Annotated in this window: 20 protein-coding genes; 4 read left to right on the top strand and 16 right to left on the bottom strand. The window is 42.2% G+C overall.

Annotated features, from left to right (window positions below; all coding sequences use genetic code 11):
- The first annotated feature begins 318 nt into the window (after nt 1-318).
- On the top strand, nt 319-2166 hold the full coding sequence (gene recJ / locus ES754_RS05275) for a single-stranded-DNA-specific exonuclease RecJ (RefSeq protein WP_147222705.1): 1848 nt from the start codon (nt 319-321) through the stop codon (nt 2164-2166).
- A gap of 107 nt (nt 2167-2273) precedes the next feature.
- On the opposite strand, the gene ES754_RS05270 is transcribed toward recJ, so the two are convergent.
- The 8 genes from ES754_RS05270 to lipA all read right to left on the bottom strand — a co-directional run bounded on the left by ES754_RS05270 (nt 2274) and on the right by lipA (nt 11332).
- Nucleotides 2274-3095 (bottom strand): trimeric intracellular cation channel family protein, encoded by an 822-nt coding sequence (locus tag ES754_RS05270; protein WP_227677963.1) that lies wholly within the window; start codon nt 3093-3095, stop codon nt 2274-2276.
- 39 nt (nt 3096-3134) lie between these two features.
- Nucleotides 3135-3770, bottom strand: coding sequence for a trimeric intracellular cation channel family protein (locus ES754_RS05265; protein WP_147222703.1), 636 nt, complete (start codon nt 3768-3770; stop codon nt 3135-3137).
- Between the two features lie 72 nt (nt 3771-3842).
- On the bottom strand, nt 3843-4937 hold the full coding sequence (locus ES754_RS05260) for a multidrug resistance efflux transporter family protein (RefSeq protein WP_147222701.1): 1095 nt from the start codon (nt 4935-4937) through the stop codon (nt 3843-3845).
- A gap of 116 nt (nt 4938-5053) precedes the next feature.
- Nucleotides 5054-5776: a 7-carboxy-7-deazaguanine synthase QueE gene (queE, locus tag ES754_RS05255; RefSeq protein WP_147222699.1), complete on the bottom strand. Its 723-nt coding sequence runs from the start codon at nt 5774-5776 to the stop codon at nt 5054-5056.
- A 357-nt stretch (nt 5777-6133) separates the two neighbouring features.
- A complete protein-coding gene (gene dapD, locus ES754_RS05250) occupies nt 6134-6955 on the bottom strand; it encodes a 2,3,4,5-tetrahydropyridine-2,6-dicarboxylate N-succinyltransferase (RefSeq protein WP_147222697.1) in 822 nt (273 codons plus the stop codon).
- Between the two features lie 175 nt (nt 6956-7130).
- Entirely contained in the window at nt 7131-8072 is a 942-nt protein-coding gene (locus ES754_RS05245; RefSeq protein WP_147222695.1) for an alpha/beta fold hydrolase, read from the bottom strand.
- Nucleotides 8073-8121: 49 nt separating this feature from the next.
- On the bottom strand, nt 8122-9885 hold the full coding sequence (locus ES754_RS05240; protein ID WP_147222693.1) for an amidohydrolase: 1764 nt from the start codon (nt 9883-9885) through the stop codon (nt 8122-8124).
- Between the two features lie 400 nt (nt 9886-10285).
- Entirely contained in the window at nt 10286-11332 is a 1047-nt protein-coding gene (gene lipA / locus ES754_RS05235; protein ID WP_147222691.1) for a lipoyl synthase, read from the bottom strand.
- An 820-nt stretch (nt 11333-12152) separates the two neighbouring features.
- On the opposite strand from lipA, the gene acnB reads away from it, so the two are divergent.
- Nucleotides 12153-14756 carry a bifunctional aconitate hydratase 2/2-methylisocitrate dehydratase gene (acnB, locus tag ES754_RS05230; RefSeq protein ID WP_147222689.1) on the top strand — a complete coding sequence of 868 codons (2604 nt, stop codon included), beginning with the start codon at nt 12153-12155 and terminating at the stop codon, nt 14754-14756.
- 251 nt (nt 14757-15007) lie between these two features.
- Entirely contained in the window at nt 15008-15436 is a 429-nt protein-coding gene (locus ES754_RS05225) for a DUF805 domain-containing protein (RefSeq protein ID WP_147222687.1), read from the top strand.
- Between the two features lie 134 nt (nt 15437-15570).
- Here the strand turns inward: ES754_RS05225 and ES754_RS05220 are convergent, their stop codons facing one another.
- Both ES754_RS05220 and ES754_RS05215 read right to left on the bottom strand, forming a co-directional pair.
- Nucleotides 15571-15969 carry a hypothetical protein gene (locus tag ES754_RS05220; RefSeq protein WP_147222685.1) on the bottom strand — a complete coding sequence of 133 codons (399 nt, stop codon included), beginning with the start codon at nt 15967-15969 and terminating at the stop codon, nt 15571-15573.
- Nucleotides 15970-16040: 71 nt separating this feature from the next.
- A complete protein-coding gene (locus tag ES754_RS05215) occupies nt 16041-16838 on the bottom strand; it encodes an enoyl-CoA hydratase/isomerase family protein (protein WP_147222683.1) in 798 nt (265 codons plus the stop codon).
- 267 nt (nt 16839-17105) lie between these two features.
- Here ES754_RS05215 and ES754_RS05210 point away from each other — a divergent pair, with 267 nt between their 5' ends.
- Nucleotides 17106-17918, top strand: a complete 813-nt coding sequence (locus ES754_RS05210; RefSeq protein WP_147222681.1) for an alpha/beta fold hydrolase — start codon at nt 17106-17108, stop codon at nt 17916-17918.
- A 101-nt stretch (nt 17919-18019) separates the two neighbouring features.
- Here ES754_RS05210 and ES754_RS05205 read toward each other — a convergent pair whose 3' ends face one another.
- The 6 genes from ES754_RS05205 to ES754_RS05180 form a co-directional block, all read right to left on the bottom strand.
- The gene (locus tag ES754_RS05205; protein WP_147222679.1) at nt 18020-19069 is read right to left on the bottom strand and encodes an HpcH/HpaI aldolase/citrate lyase family protein; all 1050 of its coding nucleotides are present in this window, start codon (nt 19067-19069) and stop codon (nt 18020-18022) included.
- Nucleotides 19070-19150: 81 nt separating this feature from the next.
- Nucleotides 19151-20350: a cysteine protease StiP domain-containing protein gene (locus tag ES754_RS05200; protein WP_147222677.1), complete on the bottom strand. Its 1200-nt coding sequence runs from the start codon at nt 20348-20350 to the stop codon at nt 19151-19153.
- 35 nt (nt 20351-20385) lie between these two features.
- Nucleotides 20386-21222 (bottom strand): HAD hydrolase family protein, encoded by an 837-nt coding sequence (locus ES754_RS05195; protein ID WP_147222675.1) that lies wholly within the window; start codon nt 21220-21222, stop codon nt 20386-20388.
- On the bottom strand, nt 21219-21905 hold the full coding sequence (locus ES754_RS05190; RefSeq protein WP_147222673.1) for a hypothetical protein: 687 nt from the start codon (nt 21903-21905) through the stop codon (nt 21219-21221). The genes ES754_RS05195 and ES754_RS05190 overlap by 4 nt, the downstream gene beginning before the upstream one ends.
- An 86-nt stretch (nt 21906-21991) precedes the next feature.
- Nucleotides 21992-23299, bottom strand: a complete 1308-nt coding sequence (locus tag ES754_RS05185) for a phosphoribosyltransferase domain-containing protein (protein ID WP_147222671.1) — start codon at nt 23297-23299, stop codon at nt 21992-21994.
- Nucleotides 23292-24635, bottom strand: a complete 1344-nt coding sequence (locus ES754_RS05180) for an NYN domain-containing protein (protein ID WP_147222669.1) — start codon at nt 24633-24635, stop codon at nt 23292-23294. Before ES754_RS05180 ends, ES754_RS05185 begins: the two co-directional genes overlap by 8 nt.
- Nucleotides 24636-24649: the final 14 nt, after the last annotated feature.

Raw genomic sequence — 24649 nt, 5'->3', positions numbered from 1 at the left:
CCTTATAAAGGTATCAATGTTGAATAAATAGTAAGTTTGACAAGTAGCTATCATTTTATGTATTTATCGCTGGCATGCAATCATAGCTTTGTATCGAATTATAAAAAATAGCTTATCTATACGCAGTTTTTGTAAGTTGCACATAAGATAATCATATCTGCTTATCATAAGAATGTTGGTTAAGTTGCCTTTACTGATATCTATATTGACGTCTATCTTGACATGTTTATTGATGCCTTTATGAATCGCTTTTATCTGTAGACGCCGCTGCTATAAATTAACATTGTGAGCCAGTGACAAAGCCAGTAGAATACCAACATGCTAAATTTGACCCCCCGATATACTGGCACTCGCATTGACGAGTTGCCCGCCGCGCTGCAACCCCTTGCTGCCCAATCCTTTACTCTTGCTCGCCTGTATGCAGGGCGAGGTATCATTGAACCTGATGAGCTTGAGACCACTTTGTCTGGTCTGTTACCGGCTGAGATGTTGCATGGTGTCACGGAAGCCGTACGTTTGTTAGACGTGGCTATCGATGAAGGTCAGCGAATCCTAATCGTTGGTGACTTTGACTGTGACGGTGCCACCAGTACCGCGCTGATGATGCGTGCCTTGACGGCTATGGGCGCAAAAGTTGATTTCTTAGTGCCTGATCGCTTTAAGTACGGTTATGGTTTGACGCCTGAGATTGTCGAGTTGGGTATTGAGACCTATCAGCCGCAAGTGATTGTCACGGTGGATAATGGTATCTCAAGCCATGAAGGCGTGGCACGCGCGCAAGCGGACGGTATCACCGTTATCATTACTGACCATCATCTCACAACCAAACCTGTGCCGCCTGCTGAGGCCGTGGTCAATCCCAATCAGCAAGACTGTGACTTTACTAGTAAAGCTTTGGTCGGAGTTGGGGTCGCGTTTTATGTGCTTGGACGCTTGGCTAAATTACGCCGTGAGGCTGGCAAGTCTACGGTGCAAGTCAGTCAATATTTAGACTTAGTAGCGCTGGGTACGATTGCAGACGTTGGTATATTGGATAAAAACAATCGTATTCTTGTACATCATGGGCTAGCTGCTATTCGACAAGGGCGCTGCTGTATGGGGATTTTAGCGCTGCTTGAGCAAGCAGGGCGCGACCCCAAAAAATTGCATGCGCAAGATTTTGGTTTTGTATTGGGGCCACGTATTAATGCGGCTGGGCGTATGGACAATATGCGTATCGGTATTGAATGCTTATTGACTGAAGATTGGCCTACCGCGCAACGCTTAGCGCACGAGCTTGAACAGCTCAATCGTAACCGCCGACAAGTCGAAGGCGAGATGCGCACTCAAGCCGATAGTATTGTAGAAAGTTTAAACGCTGATGATGAGTCTGATGGCAGCAATAGTGAAGACAGTAACGATAGCCATAATAATGATGATAGTAATGATATTATCATTACTAAAAAGGCTGAAAAAAACCCAGTTACTAATAATAATGACCAGCGTAGTATTGTTCTTTATCAAGACAACTGGCATCAGGGCGTTATTGGTATTGTCGCTGGCCGCTTAAAAGAAAGTTATTATCGTCCTAGTATTGTCTTCGCGCCTGCCGATATGGAACGTACAAATGGTGATGATGCGATTAAAGGTTCAGCCCGCTCGATAGCTGGGGTGCACATTCGCGATGCGATTGAGCAAGTGGCAGAACAGCACCCTAATTTAATCAGCCATTTTGGTGGGCATGCGATGGCCGCAGGCTTGACTATTAAACGTAGTAACTTTGAGGGTTTTGTTACTGCTTTTAATGATGTGTTAGATGAGCTTGATGATAGCGTATTCGCTGAGCAAAAATATACCGATGGTACACTGCAAGCCGATGATTTTAGCTTATGGTTTGTTGAGAATTTAGCAGAGGCCAGTATTTGGGGACACGGCTTTGCACCGCCGATATTCGATGGGGTGTTTGAAGTGTTGAGCTTTAAAGTGTTAAAAGACAAGCATCTAAAACTATCACTGCGTTATCCAGACGTACAATATCCGATTGAGGCGATTTATTTTAACTTTGATAGCAGCGAGTGGGATTATCGAGCTGAGAAGGTCCACTTATTATTTGAGCTTGCTATTAATGAGTGGAATGGTAAAAAAAGCTTACAGTTGATGGTTAAAGACTTAGCGGTAATTATCTAGTTTAAAATTATGAATTTCAAAAGCACTAATCATAAATTTTGATATAAAAAGGGGCGTCAATCATTAGGGTTAATGCCCTTTTTTTGATTCTTATCTTCTTTGAATGGTTAAAGCGAATGTTTTTTCATTAGTCCAATGTCTGGAAAATGCCAATCATAGCGCACCGCTAGCATACGAATCACAAAAATCGTCATCAGCGTACACGACTCTTTTATCCAAGAGGTCACACCCATACCCTCTAATGCAAAGTACAACACGCCGCCAATAATTGCTGCAGTGACATAAATCTCGCGCTGCAATACTAATGGAATCTCATTACACAGCATATCGCGTATGACCCCACCAAACAGAATATTTAGTACCCCAAGCAAGATACAGATGGGGATATTAGCGCCCATTTCTTGCGCCACTTGTATGCCAATCAAGGTAAAAATCGCCAACGCCAAGCCATCGAATAGCTTTAATAAGCCATCCACATGCCGCGCTTTTGGGTTACAAAACATCTGAAACCCAACGGAGGATATAGTGATAATTAGCAGGTAATTCATATTTACCATCCAAAACAGCGGATAGCGATCAAGAATAATGTCACGCGCTGTCGGGCCACTAATGGCAGCAATCATCGCCACTAAAATGCAGCCAAACACATCAAAGTTTTTATGCTTGGCCAACACGGTTCCCGATATGCTACAGGCAAAAATACCAAACATCTCAAGCCAAAACATAAACGAGGTGGGCTCAAATCGCGTCACAAACTCAGGAGTGAGGGCCGCCGGAGCATGGGCGATTGGGGTGATAGAAGTAGACGGAGCGGCCGCACTGAGGGTAGCGAAGGTAGGCGAAAATAGCAGGTCGAAAGATTTGCCAAATAGGGTCATACAACAGGCATTCAGCCACGCATACAGATTGACACTGATAATACTGATCATAAAGTTTCACATAAAAAATTCACGCAAGCGGCTAAGAAGTTAGCCAACCAGGCGAATGGAGGGAAGATGCCAATCAAAGCGCAGTGCCAACATCCGCACTGCAAAGATGACGCTAAGCATAATAAATTCATTCAGTCGTGCAGGCATGCCCCAATGCTCAAGTAGTAAATACGTCACTGAGCCTACGATACTGGCAGAGATATAAATCTCACGTTGGAGCAATAGTGGTATCTCATTACAGATAATATCGCGCAATAAGCCGCCGATAATCGCCGTCCATACACCCATCATAATGGCGATCACCGGCAACATACCTTGATCGAGCGCCACGTTAAAACCGATGACGCTAAAGGCGGCGAGCCCAATCGCATCGAACAGCTTTAACGCGTTATCGATTTTATGATAAAGATTAGCAAATATTTGTAGAATAAGGGAGGTGACGGTAATAACGATTAAATAATTGAGGTCAGTCATCCAAAATAGCGGATGGCGATCTAACGCCATATCACGCAGTGTACCGCCGCCAATGGCATTGACCATTGCTACTAAAATGCAGCCAGCAATATCAAAGCCTTTATGCTGCGCGAGCAAAGTACCCGCGATAGCACAGGCAACAATGCCAATCATGTCTAAGATATACAGTAAAATATCAGGGAAAATAAAAGCAGTGAACATGGTCGTATCCCTAATAACGACTGACTAAAAGAGCTTTATTTGAATACTAATAAAACAGATTTTTCCTTAGTCTCAGCCGTCTTTAGCAAACAAGACCAGCCCCAGCATAATTAGCCCAATACCCACTAGCCCCATCGCTGATGGCAGAGCATTGCCCAGTAATAATATACCACCAATTAGCGCAAATATGACTTCACTAGCCTGAGTTGAATCAACACCGGCGACTTCGCTTGAAGTCTCAGCGCGTTCACGGGCATATAAAAAGATACTGGTTGCCCCAACTCCAGCTAATAAAGCCACCAATAAAGTATTGAATATCTGCGAGGTAGCAGGAGCTTCAGGACGCACTATAATGCCTAAAATTAACCAAAATGGCAAACTACCAAGAGTCATTAGCCAAACTTTATTAAAGGCATTTTGTAGTAGCTCAGTCTCAATTGCTGGAATACGGGCAATTAGGTTTTGTAGCATAGATTTGGGCGGTGTCTTTTCAGCAGTGGTGGCTGGAGATATAGGGGGCGCTTCTGTCGTAAGTGGTTGAGCACTGTTTTTATGAACATTACTTTCGCGTGCTTTACGCAGCGCTGCTGTATGCTTGCGTGAATTATACGAGACTTGCCAAACCAGCTGATTGCCAATAGGGTAACTAAAGGCAGCAATTAAGGCCGGCAATGCGCCATATAGCAGCATCTCAGCCATAGGTGTCGCCTCTATAGTTGAGGCGCGTAAGCCTTCACTGACATTGACCAAGACTACACCAAGAAATACTAATAACGCATAGACGATGAATTTTTTGTCAAAACGTTGCCCAAAAGCTAACAATACTAGCAGGCTAGTTACTACCGTAAACATAAAGGTGGCAGCTACTACCCAGCCAGCAACGTGGTCGCCAGCATAACAAATACCGGTATAAAACACCCCAAAACCAATGCTACCGGTGATACACCAAAAGCCCCAGTTATTACGGAAGATAATAGCTAATTCTTTAATGCGCCCAAAGCCATGTTGCATGGTGATAATCATGGTAATCATCAGCCACATAAAAATATAACGTAGGCTTGCTGACCAAAACCAATCGCCACCAGCAGAACTCATTAGCTCGTTCAAGATAAAGGTTGAGCTAAATAGCGCGCCCGCTAACAAGCCTAATAAAATTAGTTTGACCATGGTTGCATCCTTGCACTTTCTAACTTTGACGATGACTTTCTTTAGTTACGCGCAGTAGACTATTCAGAAACAGGCGGTTCAAAAGCAAGCTATTCAAAACTGATAGCTTGCCTTGCTTATTTACCTTTGGCATCCGCCCAGATAATTTTATGCAGTTGCAATTGAAAGCGTACTGGTAAAGCATCGGCCAACATCCATTCAGCCAACTCACGCGCTAATTCGGGTACATCTGGGCTGCTGTCATTCTCAGCCACATTAAACATCGGCGAAAACCACACAGTTCCAACTAATTTATCTAGTTTATACTCAAACAGTTTGGCTTTAGCCCAGTCGTAATCAGCACGGTTCATAATCACGAATTTAAGCTGATCATGCTGGGTGAGGTAGTCAAGGTTTGACCATAAGTTTTTAGCCGACTCACCTGAGCTTGGGGTTTTAAGATCCATCACTTTACTAACGGCTGGCGGGACATTTTGTACCGATAGCGCCCCTGCAGTCTCAAGTGATATCTCATAGTCGTCTGCCAGCAAGCGCTTGATGAGCTCAATGGCATTGGGCTGCGCTAATGGCTCACCGCCAGTGATACAAACACGCTTGCAAGGATAGCTACCAATCGTAGCCATGATCGTCTCTAGCGATTGACGCTCGCCGCCGCTAAAGGCATATTCCGTATCGCAATACACACAGCGTAGCGGACAGCCAGTTAAGCGGACAAATATTGTCGGCAAGCCTGAGGTCAAAGCTTCCCCTTGTAGGGAATAAAAAATCTCAGTCATGCGTAAACCCGCTTCAGGGTCAGTGACGGGGATGGCGGAGGTACGTAGCGATAGCTCACTCATAAAAATTTCAAATAAGATAAGGGGTTGATAGCGTGGTCAAACGTTTTACAAAAGCAGAGGTGGTAAGAATAATACCAACTTGAAAAAGCAGTTAAAACACGGTTATCAAACAAGATAAAAATAAGGCACACGATAGCTGGCAAGTATAAAACTTGGCACAAGATAGGTGCAAAAAAGGGCAGTCATTAGTTTAGATAGCGATCAGTTGCAGTATTAGATAAGGTATTAGAATATTACGATAAATTATAGCTCATAGATTATAGCTTAAGCGGCTATATTAAGCTGTAAAAAAGACACTGAAGTTTATCTTCAGCATCTTGATTTTGACCAATACAATTATTAAGGCAGTAACAAGGTTTAGTCTAAACGTAGTAACTCATTAACCGCTGTTTTCGCACGCGTTTGTGCATCTACTTTTTTTACAATGATGGCGGCGTATAAGCTATGCGTACCATCTTCAGAAGGTAGTGAACCCGGTATTACTACTGATCCGGCTGGTACACGGCCACGATGAATCTCGCCTGTTTCGCGGTCATAAATACGGGTTGATTGACCGATGTAGACACCCATTGAGATAACCGCGCCTTCTTCAACGATAACGCCTTCAACGATTTCAGAGCGCGCACCGATGAAGCAGTTGTCTTCAATAATAGTTGGATTGGCCTGCAATGGTTCAAGTACACCACCGATACCAACGCCACCTGATAGATGCACGTTTTTACCAATTTGAGCGCATGAACCGACTGTAGCCCAAGTATCTATCATCGCACCTTGATCGATATAAGCACCAATGTTGACATAAGATGGCATTAACACCGCACCCGCTGCGATATATGAGCCTTTACGCGCGATAGCAGGAGGCACAACACGAACGCCCGCTTCTTTAAACTGTGCTTCGCTCCAATCAGCAAATTTAGTCGGTACCCTGTCATAAAACTGCACGTGCTCGCCAGCTGACATGATGTAGTTATCATTGAGACGGAACGATAATAGTACTGCTTTTTTTGCCCATTGATTAACAACCCATTCGCCATCTTTCTTTTCAGCGACACGCAGACTGCCGTTGTCAAGTTGCTCAAGTACTTGCTCGATAGCATCACGGACGTCTTGTGGCATGGTACTGGGGCTATATTCGTTACGATTCTCAAAGGCTTGTTCGATAGCTTGTTGTAGTGACATAAAAACTCCTAAAGATGATTTATAGTGAGAGAAAAGTGAGAAAAACTGCTTCTTATCTACATTTAACGCGTGCGTTATATAATTCTTAATTAGACTAAAGTACTTAAGCTAAAGAGTTGCCTGTCGTATTTTTGCTAAATTAGCAAACTACAGTTTTTATTAACAATTCAACCTATTAAACGCTCAACGTTCTTATCCAGTTTAAAATATCGTAATAGACCACGCTAGGATGCTGCTCATGTAATATTTCGTGGCGCATATTGGGGTATAAGCGCGCGTCAACCTTGCTGAATTTTTGCTTATGTAAGTTACTGATGATATTTCGAACACCATGGCCCATATTACCGATGGGGTCATTCTCGCCGCTGACAAACAGCATTGGGAAGCTCTTAGTAATAGTTGATGCCCACCCTTTATGCAGACCCGCTTGCATGAGCGTAAACAATGTCAAAAAACCATTGTTAGTAAAGGTAAAACCAGCCAATGGATCCGCTTCATAGGCTTCAATGTTAGCAGTGTCTTCACTCAACCATGCAAACTCGGAGGACGAGATACGGTTATCAAGCTTGGCATTAAGTACTTTATTCATCGTATCAGCAAATACGGTATTGGTCTTTTTAGGAGCGGCTTTTGCTAACATTTTATTGATTGGTAGTACCATTTTAACCAATGGATTAGCGTCTGCTGTGCCCATCAGAATAGCCCCTGTGAACTCTTGAGCATGATGCTTAAGTACGGTACGCACAATAAATGAGCCCATTGAGTGCCCTAATATAAAGTGTGGCACCTCAGAGTGACGCGCTTTTAAAGCATCCGACATGATAATGACGTCTTTTAACAACGACTGTACGGGATGTTCATTACCAAAAAACCCTAACTCATCAGGCGCTTTAATCGTCTGTCCGTGCCCGAGTTGATCGTAAGTCGCTACCGCAATGCCATGATTCGCTAAAAACTGCGCAAAATCAGCGTAACGACCGCTGTGCTCTGCCATACCATGCACAATGAGCAAGGTTGCTTTGACTGCGCTGCCCTTTTGGGTATCAGCTGGCTCAAAAAATGTATGGTGCAAATAATGAGTATTATCGGAGGAGGTAATGTTCTCAGGGTTACTCATAAGCGGTTCCTTAAGTTAAAAGTTTTAGAAGTTCAAGGCAAGTTATTCATTATTGTGCTGGGCGCTGATAAATCGTTTTGCCTGCTTTAATAGTTTTTACTACCTTAATATCTTTGAGCTTATTAGGCGTGATCGTTAGCGGGTTAGCATCTAAAATGACCAAATCAGCCAATTTGCCTGAGGTTAACGACCCTTTACTGTCCTCTTCAAAGTACTCATAAGCGGCATTGGTGGTAATGGCTTTAAGCGCTTGATAGGGGCTAGCACGCTCATCTTTACCAATTGTTTTACCTGAGCGCGAGGTACGATTAACTGCTGACCATACTGTGAACATTGGATCTACAGGGGTTACTGTATCATCGGAATGGTTAGTATATTTTAAGCCCATTTTATCGGCGGTTACAATGGGGCTTAAGAAGTTGGCCCGTTTTTCGCCTAGATTCTTGACGTGTACATCACCCCAAAAATAGGCATGGTTGGTAAAAAACGAGGGGTGCATGTTATACTTTTTAAATGCTTGTAATTGATCAAAACGTACAAATTGGGCATGAATAGGAATAGTACGGCGGTCTTTGTCCGCAGCTTGTCCGGTTTTTTTCACCGCGTATTCGTGCGCCTTGATAATCATATCGGTAGCACCATCGCCATTATTATGGATAAATAGTTGATTGTCACGGGCGTAAGCTTTTACGAACATCTCGTTGAGCTCATCCTGACTGACGCTTGGCAGACCTCGGCAGTCTTTTTTGCAATCATCAACTGGGGTGAGGTAAGGCTGACTGAAATAAGCGGTTTTACCCTGCGGTGACCCATCAGCGACGATCTTGGTGCCTTGAACTTTAAAACCGTTTTGATAGGTTTTCCATACAAAGTCTTTGTCCGCTAAATTCTCGTCTAAATCGCTAACACCTGCCAGCGCCACTAAGTCAATTTTGAGCTTACCGGCATCGGCTTGCTTTTGAAAAAACTGAATAGTATCACGGGCAGTCGAGCCATTATGCGCAGTGGTCAAACCATGCTCAGCATAATAATCTTGGGTCTGCTCAAAGAATTTGGCTTGATTGGGGTCGAGTACCTCTAGCATTTTGCGCACAAAAGGGTACATCGCGGTTTCTTGTACTAAACCCGTTGGCTCATTAGAGCCTTTAACCCGTGCAATATTACCACCAGCAGGCGCTTTAGTAGCCGCCGTTACTTTCATAGCTGCTAGGCCTTTGGTATTGGCAACGCCCATATGACCACTGGTATGTTGCAGATATACCGGATTGTTCGGTAATACTTTATCGATATCCTCTTTGGTTGGGTGTTTGCCCTCAGCCAGCTGAGTCTCATCATAACCCCAACCGTATATCCACTCACCATCCGCGATATTATTATCTTGTTTATAGGCTTTTAAAGCTTGCAACATTTGCTTAATACTATCGACGTTACCAATAGGGGAAGGGTTTAGATTCACTTGACCCATCGTATTCGACACCATATCAAAATGACTGTGCGGATCGATAAAACCCGGTAGCAACGTTTGGTTTTTTAAATCTACCTGCGCGGCATTTTTATATTTTGATTGCGCTGCGTTTAGACTGCCAACGTAAGCTATTTTACCTGCTTGGGTGACTAAGGCTTCAACCATCTGCGGTTCATTACCCTCCATAGTGATGATATTACCGTTGTAATAAACAGTAGCCGCATCGCCAACTTCTGTGACCTTGCTGGCGTTATTGGTCTGCATAGCAGTACAGGCCACAATACTCATTAGACCCAAACTTAATAAAGTCGGTTTAATTAAGGTGGATATTGTTATTGGGTTAGTCATTGAATATATCCTCAAAATTTTACAATTAAAAATAACGCTATTTTTTTGATTGCTGCTTTTAAAGCAAAGTCGTTATTTGCTAAGTTATTGCTGTAACCAATTTAACCACAAAGCTTTGTAGGGTCAATGCTATTTCTTTTATTATTATATAATGCAGCGTTGGCCATAATTTCGTGATTAAAATAAGTAGGTGGGTGCTTGGTATTGAATTATTTAGTATTGAATTACTTAGGATTCAGTAACCAAAATGAACGACTATATAAATCATTAATAAAAAGCAGTTTTAATCAACTTTCTACTTAAAAATAAAAATAAAAAAAGAGGCCATGTCTGACCTCTTTTTTTAATAGTTAATTACTGGTAATTAACTGCGGTAATTTATAAAAATCCCATACTGTTTCTAACAACCAAGCTTACCTTCAGCAATGAGTGCTTTTTGACTACGGATAGGCGCTGGGCAATCTTCGCCATAGAATTGACGGTCGGCAAAATAGCTCGAGCGTACCATTGGACCTGCCCAAATATTAAAAAAGCCAATCTTTTTGCCATATTCCATATAGCGCTCGAATTCGTCAGGATGGACATACCGATCAACGGGCGCATGATTCTTGCTGGGTTGCAAATATTGACCGACCGTAATCATATCGACATCATGCGCTTTCAAATCATCAAGTAAGGTATAGATTTCTTCTTCAGTCTCACCCAAACCTACCATAAAGCCACATTTGGTAGCGATATCAGGACGACGTTCCTTATAAATTTTCAGCAAGTCTAAAGAATGCTGGTAATCAGAACCAGGGCGGAACGCTTTATACAAACGTGGCACCGTTTCGATATTATGGTTGAACACATCCGGCGCGGTTTCGGCTAATAAATCTAAGGCGATATCCATACGGCCACGGAAATCAGGCACTAAGATTTCGATTAAGCAATTTGGGCTCAGCGCACGTGATTCATTCAATACTTCAACGAAATGCATTGCGCCGCCGTCTTTTAAATCATCACGGTCAACTGAGGTAATTACCGCATATTTAAGCTCTAGACCCAAAATAGTTTCAGCGGTATGGCGCGGCTCATCCTTATCTAACTCATTAGGGCGACCATGTCCCACATCACAGAACGGGCAGCGACGGGTACAAATGTCACCCATAATCATAAAGGTCGCCGTACCATCAGAGAAGCACTGTGCTAAGTTTGGGCATGCAGCTTCTTCACAGACGGTATACAGCTTTTGCTCACGTAGCTTCGCTTTAATACGCGCCACTTCTGCAGGTGAAGATAATTTAACCCGAATCCAGTCTGGCTTTTTCTTTGCTTCAATCGTGGGGATTACTTTAATTGGGATACGCGCAACTTTATCGTAGCCGCGTAATTTTTCACCTTGGATAGCTTTTTTTGGTTTGGCTTTGGCAGCCGGGACGTAGGTTTGTACTGCTAATGAGCTCATAGAGTTATCCTAAACCTTCATAATCCTAAGTCTTTATAAGATAAGGGGTTTGTTTGTTATTCAATGACAGTGAAAGGTAGATTTAATACGACGATTATAGCAAAAGTTATGCGGTTTTTCATCCAGCAATAATAATTATCAGGCGAACATGCGGGCAAGACGCAAAATGTGTTTGTCTACACAATATTTACTAGGTAAAGGCGATTTAAATGAGAAAATATCTAAGGTTTGCACAATCTAGTTAATGTTGAAAGTGCTATCAGTATTAGGCCGCGTCTAACGAAAAAATGAGATGAGCAACACTCAGTAATGATATTAAATATAGAAAGTAATTGTCTGTTTTTGGACTGATTTCTTCTTCATCTTAAAGGCACTAAAGCAAGTTTAAAGGTATCAAAGCTATGGAGAATAATCTTATGATAAAAACTATTACCATAAAGTTAACTTGATAACCACTACAAGTGCACAGTCCATGATGCCGTAGCGATGCCATTAAGGCGTATTGGTTTGCTGGTTGCCTTACAATCTAACAGAAAATAGGGCAGAAAACACGGGAAAATTAACTCAGTGTCTTCGGTAGTTTTATTAATTGTCAATGATAACTAAAAGTTCAGGCACTCTAATCCACGTTGCAAAATACCTCCCATTTTTATAATAAATGTTGGCTATGGGGGTCATTTCACAGTAGGGTCATTAACATTTTGACTGTTATACGCTATATTAGTAGGCATAAATATCCAAATTGGTGCATCAATGCAGGCGGTCATTCTGACTACCCCCCCATAATGTGCTAACCACTTAACCGACGAGGATGACTATTGTGTTAGAAGTTTATCGTAAACATGTCGCAGAACGTGCCGAGCTAGGAACTGTACCCCTTCCTCTTAATGAGTATCAAGTAGCCGAATTGGTTGAACTGCTTAAAAACCCACCAGCGGGTGAAGATGCGTTCTTGGTAGATTTGCTTGAGAACCGTATTCCTGCCGGTGTTGACCAAGCTGCCTACGTGAAAGCGGCCTTTTTAGCCGCTATTGTTAAAGGTGAGGCACAGTCGTCATTAATCAGTAAGCAAAAAGCCGTTCAAATTTTAGGTACCATGCAAGGTGGCTATAACGTTCAGCCATTAGTTGCTGCACTAGACGATGCCGAAGTAGCACAAGACGCAGCCGAAGCGCTAAAGAAAACGTTATTAGTATTTGATGCCTTCCATGATGTGACTGAAAAAGCAGAAGCGGGTAATGCCATCGCTAAAGAAGTCATTCAATCTTGGGCAGATGCTGAATGGTTTACGAACCGCGCTGAAGTACCAAAGAAATCAACTTATACTACATTTAAAGTCAGCGGCGAAACCAATACCGACGACCTGTCGCCTGCGCAAGATGCGTGGAGCCGTCCTGATATTCCATTACATTCATTAGCCATGCATAAAAACTCTCGCGACGGCATCACTGCTGACGATGAAGGTATTATTGGCCCAATGAAACAAATTGAAGAATTAAAAGAAAAAGGCCATCAATTGGCTTATGTTGGTGACGTGGTTGGTACCGGCTCTAGCCGAAAATCAGCAACCAACTCAGTATTATGGTTAATGGGTGATGATATCCCTAACGTGCCAAATAAACGTGGTGGCGGTCTGGTATTGGGTAACAATATTGCCCCTATCTTCTTTAATACTATGGAAGACTCAGGCGCATTGCCAATTGAAAAAGTAAACGTTGATAATTTAAATATGGGTGATGTATTCGATATCTATCCATATGAAGGCAAAATTACTAAGCATGATTCTGAAGAAGTGCTATCAACGTTTAAACTAAACTCACCAACACTACTGGATGAAGTCCGTGCCGGTGGTCGTATTCCGTTAATTGTTGGTCGTGGTTTGACCAATCGTGCTCGTGAATATATGGGTCTCGGTCATTCTGATATCTTTGCTAAGCCAGAAGAGCCAACCGATACCGGTAAAGGCTTTACCTTAGCGCAAAAAATGGTCGGTAAAGCATGTGGTCTAGCAGGCGTACGTCCGGGTATGTATTGCGAACCTAAAATCACCACAGTTGGCTCGCAAGATACGACTGGTCCAATGACCCGTGATGAGTTAAAAGACTTAGCCTGCCTAGGTTTCCAATCAGATCTAGTATTGCAGTCCTTCTGTCATACCGCCGCTTATCCAAAGCCAGTTGATATCGAAACTCAGCATACACTACCTGACTTTATCATGAACCGCGGCGGTGTAAGCTTACGTCCAGGTGACGGCATTATTCACTCATGGTTGAACCGTATGCTACTTCCAGATACAGTTGGTACTGGTGGTGACTCGCATACCCGTTTCCCAATTGGCATCTCATTCCCAGCGGGTTCTGGTTTAGTCGCATTTGCTGCGGCGACTGGTGTTATGCCACTTGATATGCCTGAATCTGTCCGTGTTCGCTTCATCGGTGAGCGTCAAAAAGGTATTACCTTACGTGACTTAGTACACGCGATTCCTTATCAAGCGATTAAAGAAGGTCTGTTGACCGTTGATAAGAAAGGTAAAATCAACGAGTTTAACGGACGTATTCTTGAGATTGAAGGTCTAGAAGATTTAACTGCTGAGCAAGCGTTTGAATTGTCTGATGCTTCTGCTGAGCGTAGTGCGGCTGGTTGTACGATTACCTTGTCTGAGAAATCAGTAACAGAATACCTAACGTCTAATATCACCTTATTAAAATGGATGATTTCAGAAGGTTACGGCGATGCACGTACGATTAGCCGTCGTATTGAAGGCATGCAAGAGTGGTTGGCTAATCCAAGCCTATTGCGCGCTGACGAAGATGCAGAATATACCATCGATATGGTCATCGACATGTCTGAAATCAAAGAGCCGATTCTTTGCTGCCCGAATGATCCAGACGATGCAAAAACCTTGGCAGATGTTGCCGGTGACACCATTGATGAGGTATTTATTGGTTCATGTATGACCAACATCGGTCACTTCCGTGCCGCTGGTAAACTGTTACAAGACGTCCCAGCAGGTAGCTTGAAAACCCGTCTATGGATTGCGCCACCAACTAAAATGGATGCGCGTCAATTGATGGAAGAAGGCTACTATAATATCTATGCACAAGCCGGCGCTCGTACTGAAATGCCAGGTTGTTCATTATGTATGGGTAATCAGGCGCGTATCGCACCGAACTCTACTGCGGTATCGACTTCAACCCGTAACTTCCCGAACCGTTTGGGTCAAGGTGCTGATGTTTATCTAGCCTCTGCTGAACTGGCTTCTGTTGCGGCCGTGTTGGGTAGATTACCAACCAATGAAGAGTATCAGCAGTATGCTGGCATGCTCGATAGCATGGGGGAAGAGGTGTATAAATACATGAACTTCGACCGTATGGAAACCTATACTAACGAAGCGGATAAAATTAACGTTGCTCAGTTGGCTTAGTTTTACTGTAAAGTGTTTCTAAAAGTTAGAAACTGAAAAGCAAAAACCCCGTATCGTTATGATGCGGGGTTTTTTGTATTTATTATAGATTAAGATTTTAATAAACTTTTATTGAATAATATCTTATAATTTATAAGGTGCATCAATAAGTACTTTCACATGTGTCATATATAAACTGAAGTTCTTTAATTCTTTAATTCTTTAATGTAACTCTAGAGGCTACAAATAAAAAATCCAAGGAAAATAAAAATATGCTGAATAAAGTAACGCCTCCACCATTACCAAATACTACGGATGCAAATAGTCATGGTGTTGAATCAAATTACGGTATGATTGATTGGTTCAAAAAAGGACTGAGAAACTATGCCACTTTTTCTGGTCGCGCCCGTCGCAAAGAGTATTGGTATTTTGTATTGGTGCAGTCTATTTTAATGATCATTGCTATGATTTTAGATTCAATAGTATTTGGCTCAGAAATGGGGCTGTTTTATGCAGTAGTAGGACTTGGTCTATTTTTGCCTAGTATTGCAGTTGCTATACGCAGATTACATGATACCAGCCGTTCAGGATGGTGGTTTTTAATATCCATTGTGCCATTGATAGGTTCTATTATATTGGTAATATTTTTGGCTAGTGATACCAAACCTGAGACCAATCGCTGGGGACTTCCGGCAAAGTAAGGCTAAGTTTTATAAGAATAAGTTTTCTTTAAAATCGTAGCAAGAATTTATGCTAAAAAGTATTTTATGAAATGAGCTATGGCAATTATTTTAAGAGCTAATTGGTTACCATAGCTTATTGTAGATACGCTCACTTATTCCGAGCTTATATAGGTGAAGACCAACTTATCTGTGACCTTTCTGCCATTCGGAATACAGCCTGCACTATAGCTATCACGTGTGCCGATTAACACCACTTTGGGTCCGCTGTACACGTTACCATTGACTTTATAAGGTAGGCTGTCATCACAATACTTTGAGAATACGCGTGCCGTACCGTAGTACTTATCTCCTTTCTTAAAACCGTTAAATAAGACATCACCTTGATGAACGCCTGCTTTTTGCATTTTTACTGAAGGATATTCATAAGTGAAAACGCGTTTATTACCGTAATCTTGTAGACGCATTGTCGAACCATTATGATCCCAGAAAGAGTCAGCTATGGCTGTTGATGCCATTAATAACACAGAAAAGAACATGAGAGACTTTTTCATTAATAACCTCAGTTATATATAAGAGTTACAAAATTATGATGAGTATACTTTTTTAATATTTCAATCTACTGTTACTTCCCCTCATAAACCGGCTGTCGCTTTTCCATAAACGCGGTAATTCCTTCTTTAAAATCATCCGTTCTTGCCATCATCGTTTGCTGGTCGACTTCCATATCCAACGCTTCATTCAGTCCCATATAAGCATGAACATTAATCATATGCTTCATCGATGCCAATGCCTTTGCGGGTAATTGACTGAGACGAGTCGCTAATGCCAAGACACTTGCATCAAGCTCTTCCGCGCTAACGACTTCATTTACTAAATTCAAACGCGCCATATCTTCCGCTTTTAATTTATCACCAAGCATGACCAGTTCAGTCGTTTTTGCCACGCCAACGAGTTTATTAAGCAAGTAAATTCCGCCAGCATCTGGAATCAGACCTATATTCACAAAGGCCTGCACAAATTTTGCATTGTCAGCAGCAACACGAAAGTCACAAGTCAGCGCCAGATTCATACCAGCTCCAGCAACTGCGCCTTCTAATTTGGCAATAATAGGCTTATGAATATTGCGCAGTTTTAAGCTAATTTCGGCAACCTCAGACACCATAAAATTGATTTTATCGGCTAAAGCGTCACTGTCCATGCCGTTCTCTAACATCTCACCGATGTGACCGCCACTTGAGAAATGATTGCCTGCCCCTTGTAAGACTATCACCCGTACCTCGTAATCAGCATCCGCTTGATTTAGGGCATCCATCATGGCATTTTTGAGTGACGTGCTAAAGGCGTTTAGCGTTTTAGGGTCATTCATGGTAATAGTGGCGATATGCTGTTCGGTTTGATAGTCGACTAAAGGGTGCGACATGATAAGTTCCTTATAAGTATTATGATTTACTAGCAATGACTATAGCAGCTCAATACCATTCTAAAAGACATTATTGTAGGTGCTAAAGACGCGTTTACATGACATCTTACTATCATAGATTGTTGTGAAGCAGAATACTTTTAAAATAACACTATGCAAGCCATACCTTGTGATTTATGCTAAAAGCATATAACGCGCAACATGGGTCTGCTCGTTGATATGTTTATAGTAGTTTGTATAAATTCGTACTTAGATAAGGAGGTAGTTATGCCTCATATTCAGATTAATGATGCCAATATTTATTATGAAGACAGTGCGCCTGAGGATACAGGTAAGCCGGTGATGGTATTTGCGCATGGGTTGCTGTGGAGTACGCAGATGTATGATAAGCAGGTCGCGCACTTCCAAGATAAATACCGTTGTATTGCTTTTGACTTCCGCGGGCAAGGGCAGTCGCAAATTACTAAGTCCGGCTATGATATGGACACTTTAACTGAGGATACGATTGCGTTATTGACTGCGCTGAATATTGATCAGTGTCACTTTGTAGGCTTGTCTATGGGTGGTTTTGTGGCGCAGCGTATTGCTATCAATCATCCTGAACGCTTGCTGTCACTCATTTTGCTAGCTACCTCTGCTGATCCTGAAGACCCAAAGATGGTTCCAGAGTATCGTAAACTTCTGACTGCTATTCGCTGGTTAGGTATGAAGCGGGTTAGTAAAAAAGTGCTCCCTATTATGTTTGGCAAGCGCTTTTTGCACGATAAAACGCGTCGAGAGGCCTGTCTACAAGGGCTGGCGCAACTACAAGGCAATCATAAAGTGGGGGTTACTAAGGCGACGATGGGTGTGATTGAACGTAAAGGAATATATGAGCAACTGAGCGATATTACTGCGCCGACGCTTATTATAGTCGGTGATGAGGATGCAGCGACGCCTTATCCTCAATCTGAGCGTATGCATTTTGCAATTAAAGGCTCGAAGCTAGCGGTCTTTAAAGGGGCGGGGCATACCCCAACAATCGAGGAGCCAGAGCAGGTTAATACCGTTATAAGTCATTTCTTAGAATGCTGTATTTAGTTTTAAATCAGCTGTTAAAAAAGCCGTTATCAGATGAATGATAGCGGCTTTTTAGTATGAATTATTTTTAATATAAATTATTCATAGTTTGCACTCTACAATTACGGTGCATAGTCCATATTGCCATCATTAATTGTGCCAAATACTGCTGCGCGATTGACCACTTCTTGTGCCCAAGAGCGATGAGTGGCAGGCTCGAGCATGGTATTGTTATATTTAAACACGGCTTTGGCTTCGCTGTGCAATATTGCCTGTGCTTCATCAAGGATACTCAGAGGGACGCAGTAAGCTTGTTGAACCAAGGCAATTTGGCTTGGATGAATGACGGTTTTACCAACTAATCCCAAGCTGACATCACGGGTCAGTTCTTGCATCAATAGTGTCGGCTGATCCAAATATTCAAAGACTGGTGCGGTTAAATAAAAGCCGTGAGGTACAAAGCAGCCGAGCAGCTGATAAGCGAGTGTGCCAATAGGGGTGTCATAGACAATGCTGTCTTTAGGACGACGCAGACGCAGGGCTGCAAATAAATCATTGCCGCCAATACGGAGCGCAAACATAGGCTGACTAAAGGCTTCTTTAAAAGCGATGGCAAGCTCTTGATTGTGATGCGGATTAAATAGAGCAGCGGTCTCTAACGTTGGCATCAATAGCTGGTCGGTCTCTAGGCTCTGACAGGCCATACGCCAATTGGATAAACTGTACATATCGACTTTGGGCATGACAAAGCCGTCAAGTAGATTGATATGCTCAAAATCTGCCAATTGTTGTAACATCATTGGATTACGAGGACGCACAAATACTAGCGGACGCGTCGGTTGTTGCGTTTGTTCTGCCGCTGGATTGGAGGGCGCATTGATGCTATTGACATGAGTTGCCCACGTATTGAGCAATGCCTGCAATCGCGTTAACGCTAGCGCCACATCATTGTGGCTGACGGCATCTTCTAGACAAATAATAATACTATTAATCGTCGGTAGTTTTTCGCGCTTAATCACTTGCCAAATATCCTGCCGTGTGGCGGGCATGTAGAGACTTGCGCCCAGCTGATAAGGGTGATAAGTATGCGGTTTGACCATGGCATGACGCTCAGTAATGAGGTGTACGTAGGACTGGGTATTACTATAAGGACTGGCTGGCTTATCTGGCATAATAGGTGTCATACATAGTGATGAATAAAGAGTAAAAATAGAGTCGTGCCTTACTTATCTAAGCCTTACTTATATAAGCTTTTATTCTTGGGAGGCGCGCTGTTTAATAAGAGTAACCGCTTGATAAGGGAGTATTTTAGCACCTAATACCACAACATTAATATCTCTATCGGTACATAAATGACGTAACAACGCCGTATCTGGATGATCAGAAGTGGCTAGCAAAACACACTCAGGATCTCGGCGCAATATCGCTCGTGTTGCTTCAGCAATAGTTGGCTTAATACGGTTGCGATTAGTAATTTGATAACGCATTGCCAGCATATCGATAATGGCTTTAGTCTTATAACGCGGCTGCTCAAAAGTCGGTAACAGCTGTGGCGGCGTATTCAATTGCTTCCTAGCCATGTCAATACAATCGATAAACGCAAGGCTATGATCAAACGTAATTAAATCATCATAAAAAATACTGCGATGTAGACCCGATTGCGGCGCGGTATATAGGCTTCGTGATATCAATCCCGATACCGTACTATTGAGTAATCCTGAAGGAATGAGCCAATCCTCTTCACTGGCAGCAAGCCAAGCCACGTCTGCTGGATCAGCAAGAGTAAGCAGCGGAATCACATCCATCCCTTGATGAAAGATATTGGTAAAATTTGGGTGGTCGGGATGATTAAATTCTGCAAGGCTCGTTGCTAATTCTTGATAAATTGCCCCTTTTCCCGTCCAGCCATCAATAAATACTATTGGGCTGTTTGGATAAGTCTCTAACAGAAGTTGCAAAGCGACTGCATCTAAACCACGGTCACGAATAATGCTCATGCCGTAATGCTTACTTGGCAAAGAATAAGAGCTATCACTATCCGCTAAAGCCCGTTGCAGCAATACTCCAATGGGCAAGCCTGCGCGTACTAAGCTCACCAATATTAACGGTTGCTCATCATTATTGACGCTGCTCTGAAAAATATGCTGCAAAGTATAAGCAAGATTAGCGACATCAGTAGCGTTGCGTTGCGTGCCTTGTTCCAACGCTTGCCTATATAGCTGCTCATGCATGGCGCTCGGTGCTTGCTCCAAGGTAAGCATATCTGAATAATGACGCTGACCACTTTGAATAAGGGCTTCTTTTTGGCTGACCGGCACATCAGTCACCGCGTCTTTATCAACGATATCTAATAGCACCGTGACATCGCTGGCTAGATAACTGCCTGAGCCGTAGCTTGCTAAGTCAATATTGTTTAAATTTACAGCTGTTTTATTAAATGGTTTTATCGTCATAGTAGAGTTATTCGCGCTAATTATAATTGCCATGTCTATAGTTGAGAGTGACGTTGCGCTGGTAGCGTCGAGTGTAGCTGACCGTGATTGGGCATGCCATACCAGTCCAATAGTTGCAGAAAGGGTAAGTCTGCCAAACTGTCCCCAAACCCAAAACTAGGGCGCTGCTTGTCTAAGCATTTATCTAACAGAAATTGCACAGCATGGCGTTTATGAATGCTATGGGGCAGGATAGCTAAATTATTAGCATTCACATGCACATAAAAGTGCTTATCGAAGTCTGCTATTAATGTTGGTAGTTGCTGTGCTAAGTCGGCTAGGGCTTGATGGTCTTTTTGCGCGTGTTTAATCGCTAAATAAATATTTAGCACTTTAGCATTACACCCATCATTAAAACTATCAATATGCGGGGTAAATACTAAATCGTTATTAGAGTTTTCATAATAATTATTAATCAATCCAGTAAGTTGGTTTAGCCTATCTTGTAATGGCGCAAGCTGCTTATAAATATGCTGCTGCCAGTCGTTAAGTTTTTTGCCATCGGGCATTATAATTACGGCGCCGTGAGTTAATACCTGCCAACTGTCAAACGGTAATAGAACCCTCTTAATCTCTGTCGTATCACGAGCAGTCACCGCTATTAGCTCAGTACTGGCTAGTAACCAATTAAAAAACACGGCTTGACGCTGAGTCATAAAGCTTAATAGCTCATTCTGTTTGTTTACCGTGGCGCAAACTAAGTTTTCAGCTTCAGCAGTTGCTAAATCCCAAGCATCTATCTTCCGCTTGGTTTGGAATAGGGTATCGTCTAAATCCATTAGTGCGTAGGGTTTGAGAATGTCTGAGTTTGGTTGAAAGAATGGGATGGTCATGTGTTATTAGTACCTTGATTGTTTTCAAACAATTCACTTTTTTCTATTAATGATTGGATAGCGAATTCTTCCTTCGAATAAGTTTTTATAGCTTCGTGCTTAAATATTAGATTAAATTCAATAGTTACAAAACCTATCAGCGCTAGAATATATATTAGAGTATATGATGCAAAATTTTGAATTAGTAACAATGCTATAACTGAAATAAATAAAAATATGAATCCAATTAAAATACCCTTCCAGATAATTTTTTTTGACCAAAATCTATGCAGCCAGTTCATATTTAATTGATATTTATTATTACAGAACAATAAAACTTTCCCTTTTTTAAGAGTGTCTATTTGGTTTAGATCTAAAGGTAAACAACTCTGTTCTAAGAGAAACTCAATCTCTGTTGTCTGATAGTTTCTTAAAGAATAAAAATTTTCGAATGTTAGTTGTTTAACTAGGAAAGGAGCAGACTTTAATTTTTCAGTAAAGCTTTCATCTTCAATTATTCTCATTAGAGTGTCAAACTGCTTGTCACTTTTACTAATTCTACTAGTTTGTAACATACTTAAGAATTTAAGAGAGAGTGGGATTACTATTATAAAAATAATAACTACGACTTCAACGGCTTCAGGAAAGGTAAGTGCTTGATGCAAAATATCAAAGTATGAATATTCTTTATCCAGTATTTTCATTATTCTCTCTCATACCTTTTTAAAAACAGCATTAGCCTTGTAGGATGCGTTTAGCAATGCATAACCCCCCTATTCAACTCACAAATTTAGTTATCAGCACCAACCACCAACACATTATCCAACGCTGCCCACATCGCGTCAATACTAGCCGCTGGCGTCTCTATGCAAAGAACTATCAAGTCCCAATCCTCAGGATTGACATTATAAGCAAAGTTAGTCATGCCCAGGCCATAATTATCGCTAAAGTTGAGCATGGTGGTAATCGCGCCGCCAAGCGCAATCGGTGAGCGGGTGAGGGCGCTAAACTTAACGATTGCTGCGGTATCTGAATTTTGACTTTCTAGCCATTCCGCCAATAAAAAAGGTAACCAGACAAACTCATTACTGCCCAATACTAATATTTTCTTCGGTAGTTTAGCGTGGTCAAAAGTAGCTTGCTGATTAAAGACTGCAAACACTGTTTGAAATTGCATTAGATAATCGTTAAGGCCGTTGGTACTATCAAGGGTCGGAAAGCGTCCCCAACTGCCCGTTGGTAAAATGGGCTGCGAACCTGCCGCTGTGGTATCGACCGAAGGCATAGTAATCGGCTCAGGATTGGGGGCATCTGTCCATTGCCACGCGCCCGACAATAAATGATGACGATGAAAGTCAATGTCGGGTAAGCGCTCAGCCAGCATGCCATCTAAACCCGGTTGACCTAATGACCAATCAACCAAAGTAGTGAGATGGACTTGCTTTAAATGTGACAATCCAGCGTCACGCAAAGCAGTGACCACGTTCATACAAGTATTGCCAGTTGAGGCTTCATCATCAACCATAATGAGCGTTTTACTGGCAACCAATTGCGCTTGTGTGGTCTCATTACTACTTTGATAAATTAAATGCTGGCTGGCATGACTGTGGTCTTCACTAAAAGTTGTTAGCAAAGCTTCATTGTTATTAGTATGGCTTTCATTAGCATCGTGATTGTCATTATTATAGTTAGCAGCATCGTGCTGGGCATGGCGAGTAGAGTTGAGTAATAAAGCATTCGGATAGCGTGTTTGTAGGGCTTGATGGACGCCAGCGGATAGCCCAACTGCGGTTTCTGCCATGCCAATCACTAAGATAGGTTCAGGCAAATCATCAGGTACTAAGGTTGCTAAATCAGTAAAAGCACTACGCATGACAGTCGGCGCAACGGGAATATGGCGTCCTAAAACTTTGGAGACAAACAGAAAGGCGCGTTTGGGATTGATACGTTGAGCAAACCCAAGTAAATCTTCTAATTGATAAGGCTGATTGTCAGTATTGTCATTTATCTGATACGTTAAGGCAAGTTCGCCACGCGGTAGGCTGATGATGCGTTTATGGATGTTATTAGTTGTGCTTGTATTGTTAGTCTCAGTCATCGCTTAGTTCTACTCCATATTTTTCGCAAAGGTAGCGCAGATTGCCGTCTATACTTTGATGCTTTGGCGCAAACTGCCACTGATTACCAGCTCGGGTTAAAGTAAATAGCAGTAAACTCTTACTGGTCTTATTCTGTAAGTCAAATTCGCCTGAGAATAATACGATGTTGCTTTGTGTGTCTGTAATATTTAACTCAACAGATATTTGACCTAGATATAAAGACAAACTGTCGAGTAACTCACTAGACAAGGTAAACGTGAGTTGCTCAATCGCAGCAGGTTGCTTACTTAAGTCACAACTAAATTCGGACAGTGATTCACTGTCATCAAGCTGCTGGTCTAATTTTATTGTCCCATCTTCACTGTGAGTTTGGCCATAAAATATCATGTCTTCATCGCCACGTACCTTTTTATTAGCATCTACCCTAAACAAAACCGCATCAATAGTGGACGCTGCTATTATTTTAATAACAATAGGAGTCGCAGCGAACAGAGTTGAGTCTACATTGGCTAATGTTTGTTTAATCACTGGCTTGTTTGCAACGACTCTTCTATTACTAGTTGGTGGGTTCTGAGACTTTATTTTGGCCCAAAAGCCATTATTCTGCCGTCTTATATCGTATAGACGCAGCGCGGTAATAAAAGTAGAGAATTTCTCATAACCATATTTACTGAGTTTGATATGGTCATGATTCTTACTCAGTTGACCTGCCAGATGTGATAAGTTTGACCAACCATTATGGGCGTTAGGGTCGTCTTTAATAATATTATTTAAAGTATTTATTAAGTGCGTTTGCGATTGTAGTTGCTTGGTCGTCCAAGGCGTTACGGTATCGCTTGCTGCCTTGTTTGCAAGCTGATTTAATGAAGGTGTTGCTATAGTAGAATGACTTGGCACAGGTAATAAGTCTTCTACATAAAAAAATCGATCACAAGCCTGCGTAAAAGCGCCGACAGTATGACGTTTACCAAAGCCAAAAACCTTGATATGGTTTTTACGGATGCGCAATGCCAGTGAGGTAAAGTCGCTGTCACTGGAAATCAGGCAAAAACCATCGTAAGCGCCGCTATATAGCAAATCCATGGCTTCGATGACCATACCGATATCGGTAGCGTTTTTACCTTTGACGTAGGCAAAATGTTGCATAGGGTCGATGGCGTATTTTAATAGCGCTTCTTGCCAGCTTTGGATATGGGCATTGCCCCAATCACCATAGATTTTTTTGCAGCTAATATGACCCAGTTTTCCAATTTCTTGTAACACTTGGCCAATACTATTGGCCGAGGCATTATCGGCATCGATAAGCACCGCAATGTTGTTGAGCTTAGCTGACATTATTCTTCCTTAAA

This window comes from Psychrobacter frigidicola (genome assembly GCF_007997305.1).
GTDB lineage: Bacteria > Pseudomonadota > Gammaproteobacteria > Pseudomonadales > Moraxellaceae > Psychrobacter > Psychrobacter frigidicola.
This window is presented reverse-complemented; position numbering and strand designations above follow the sequence as displayed.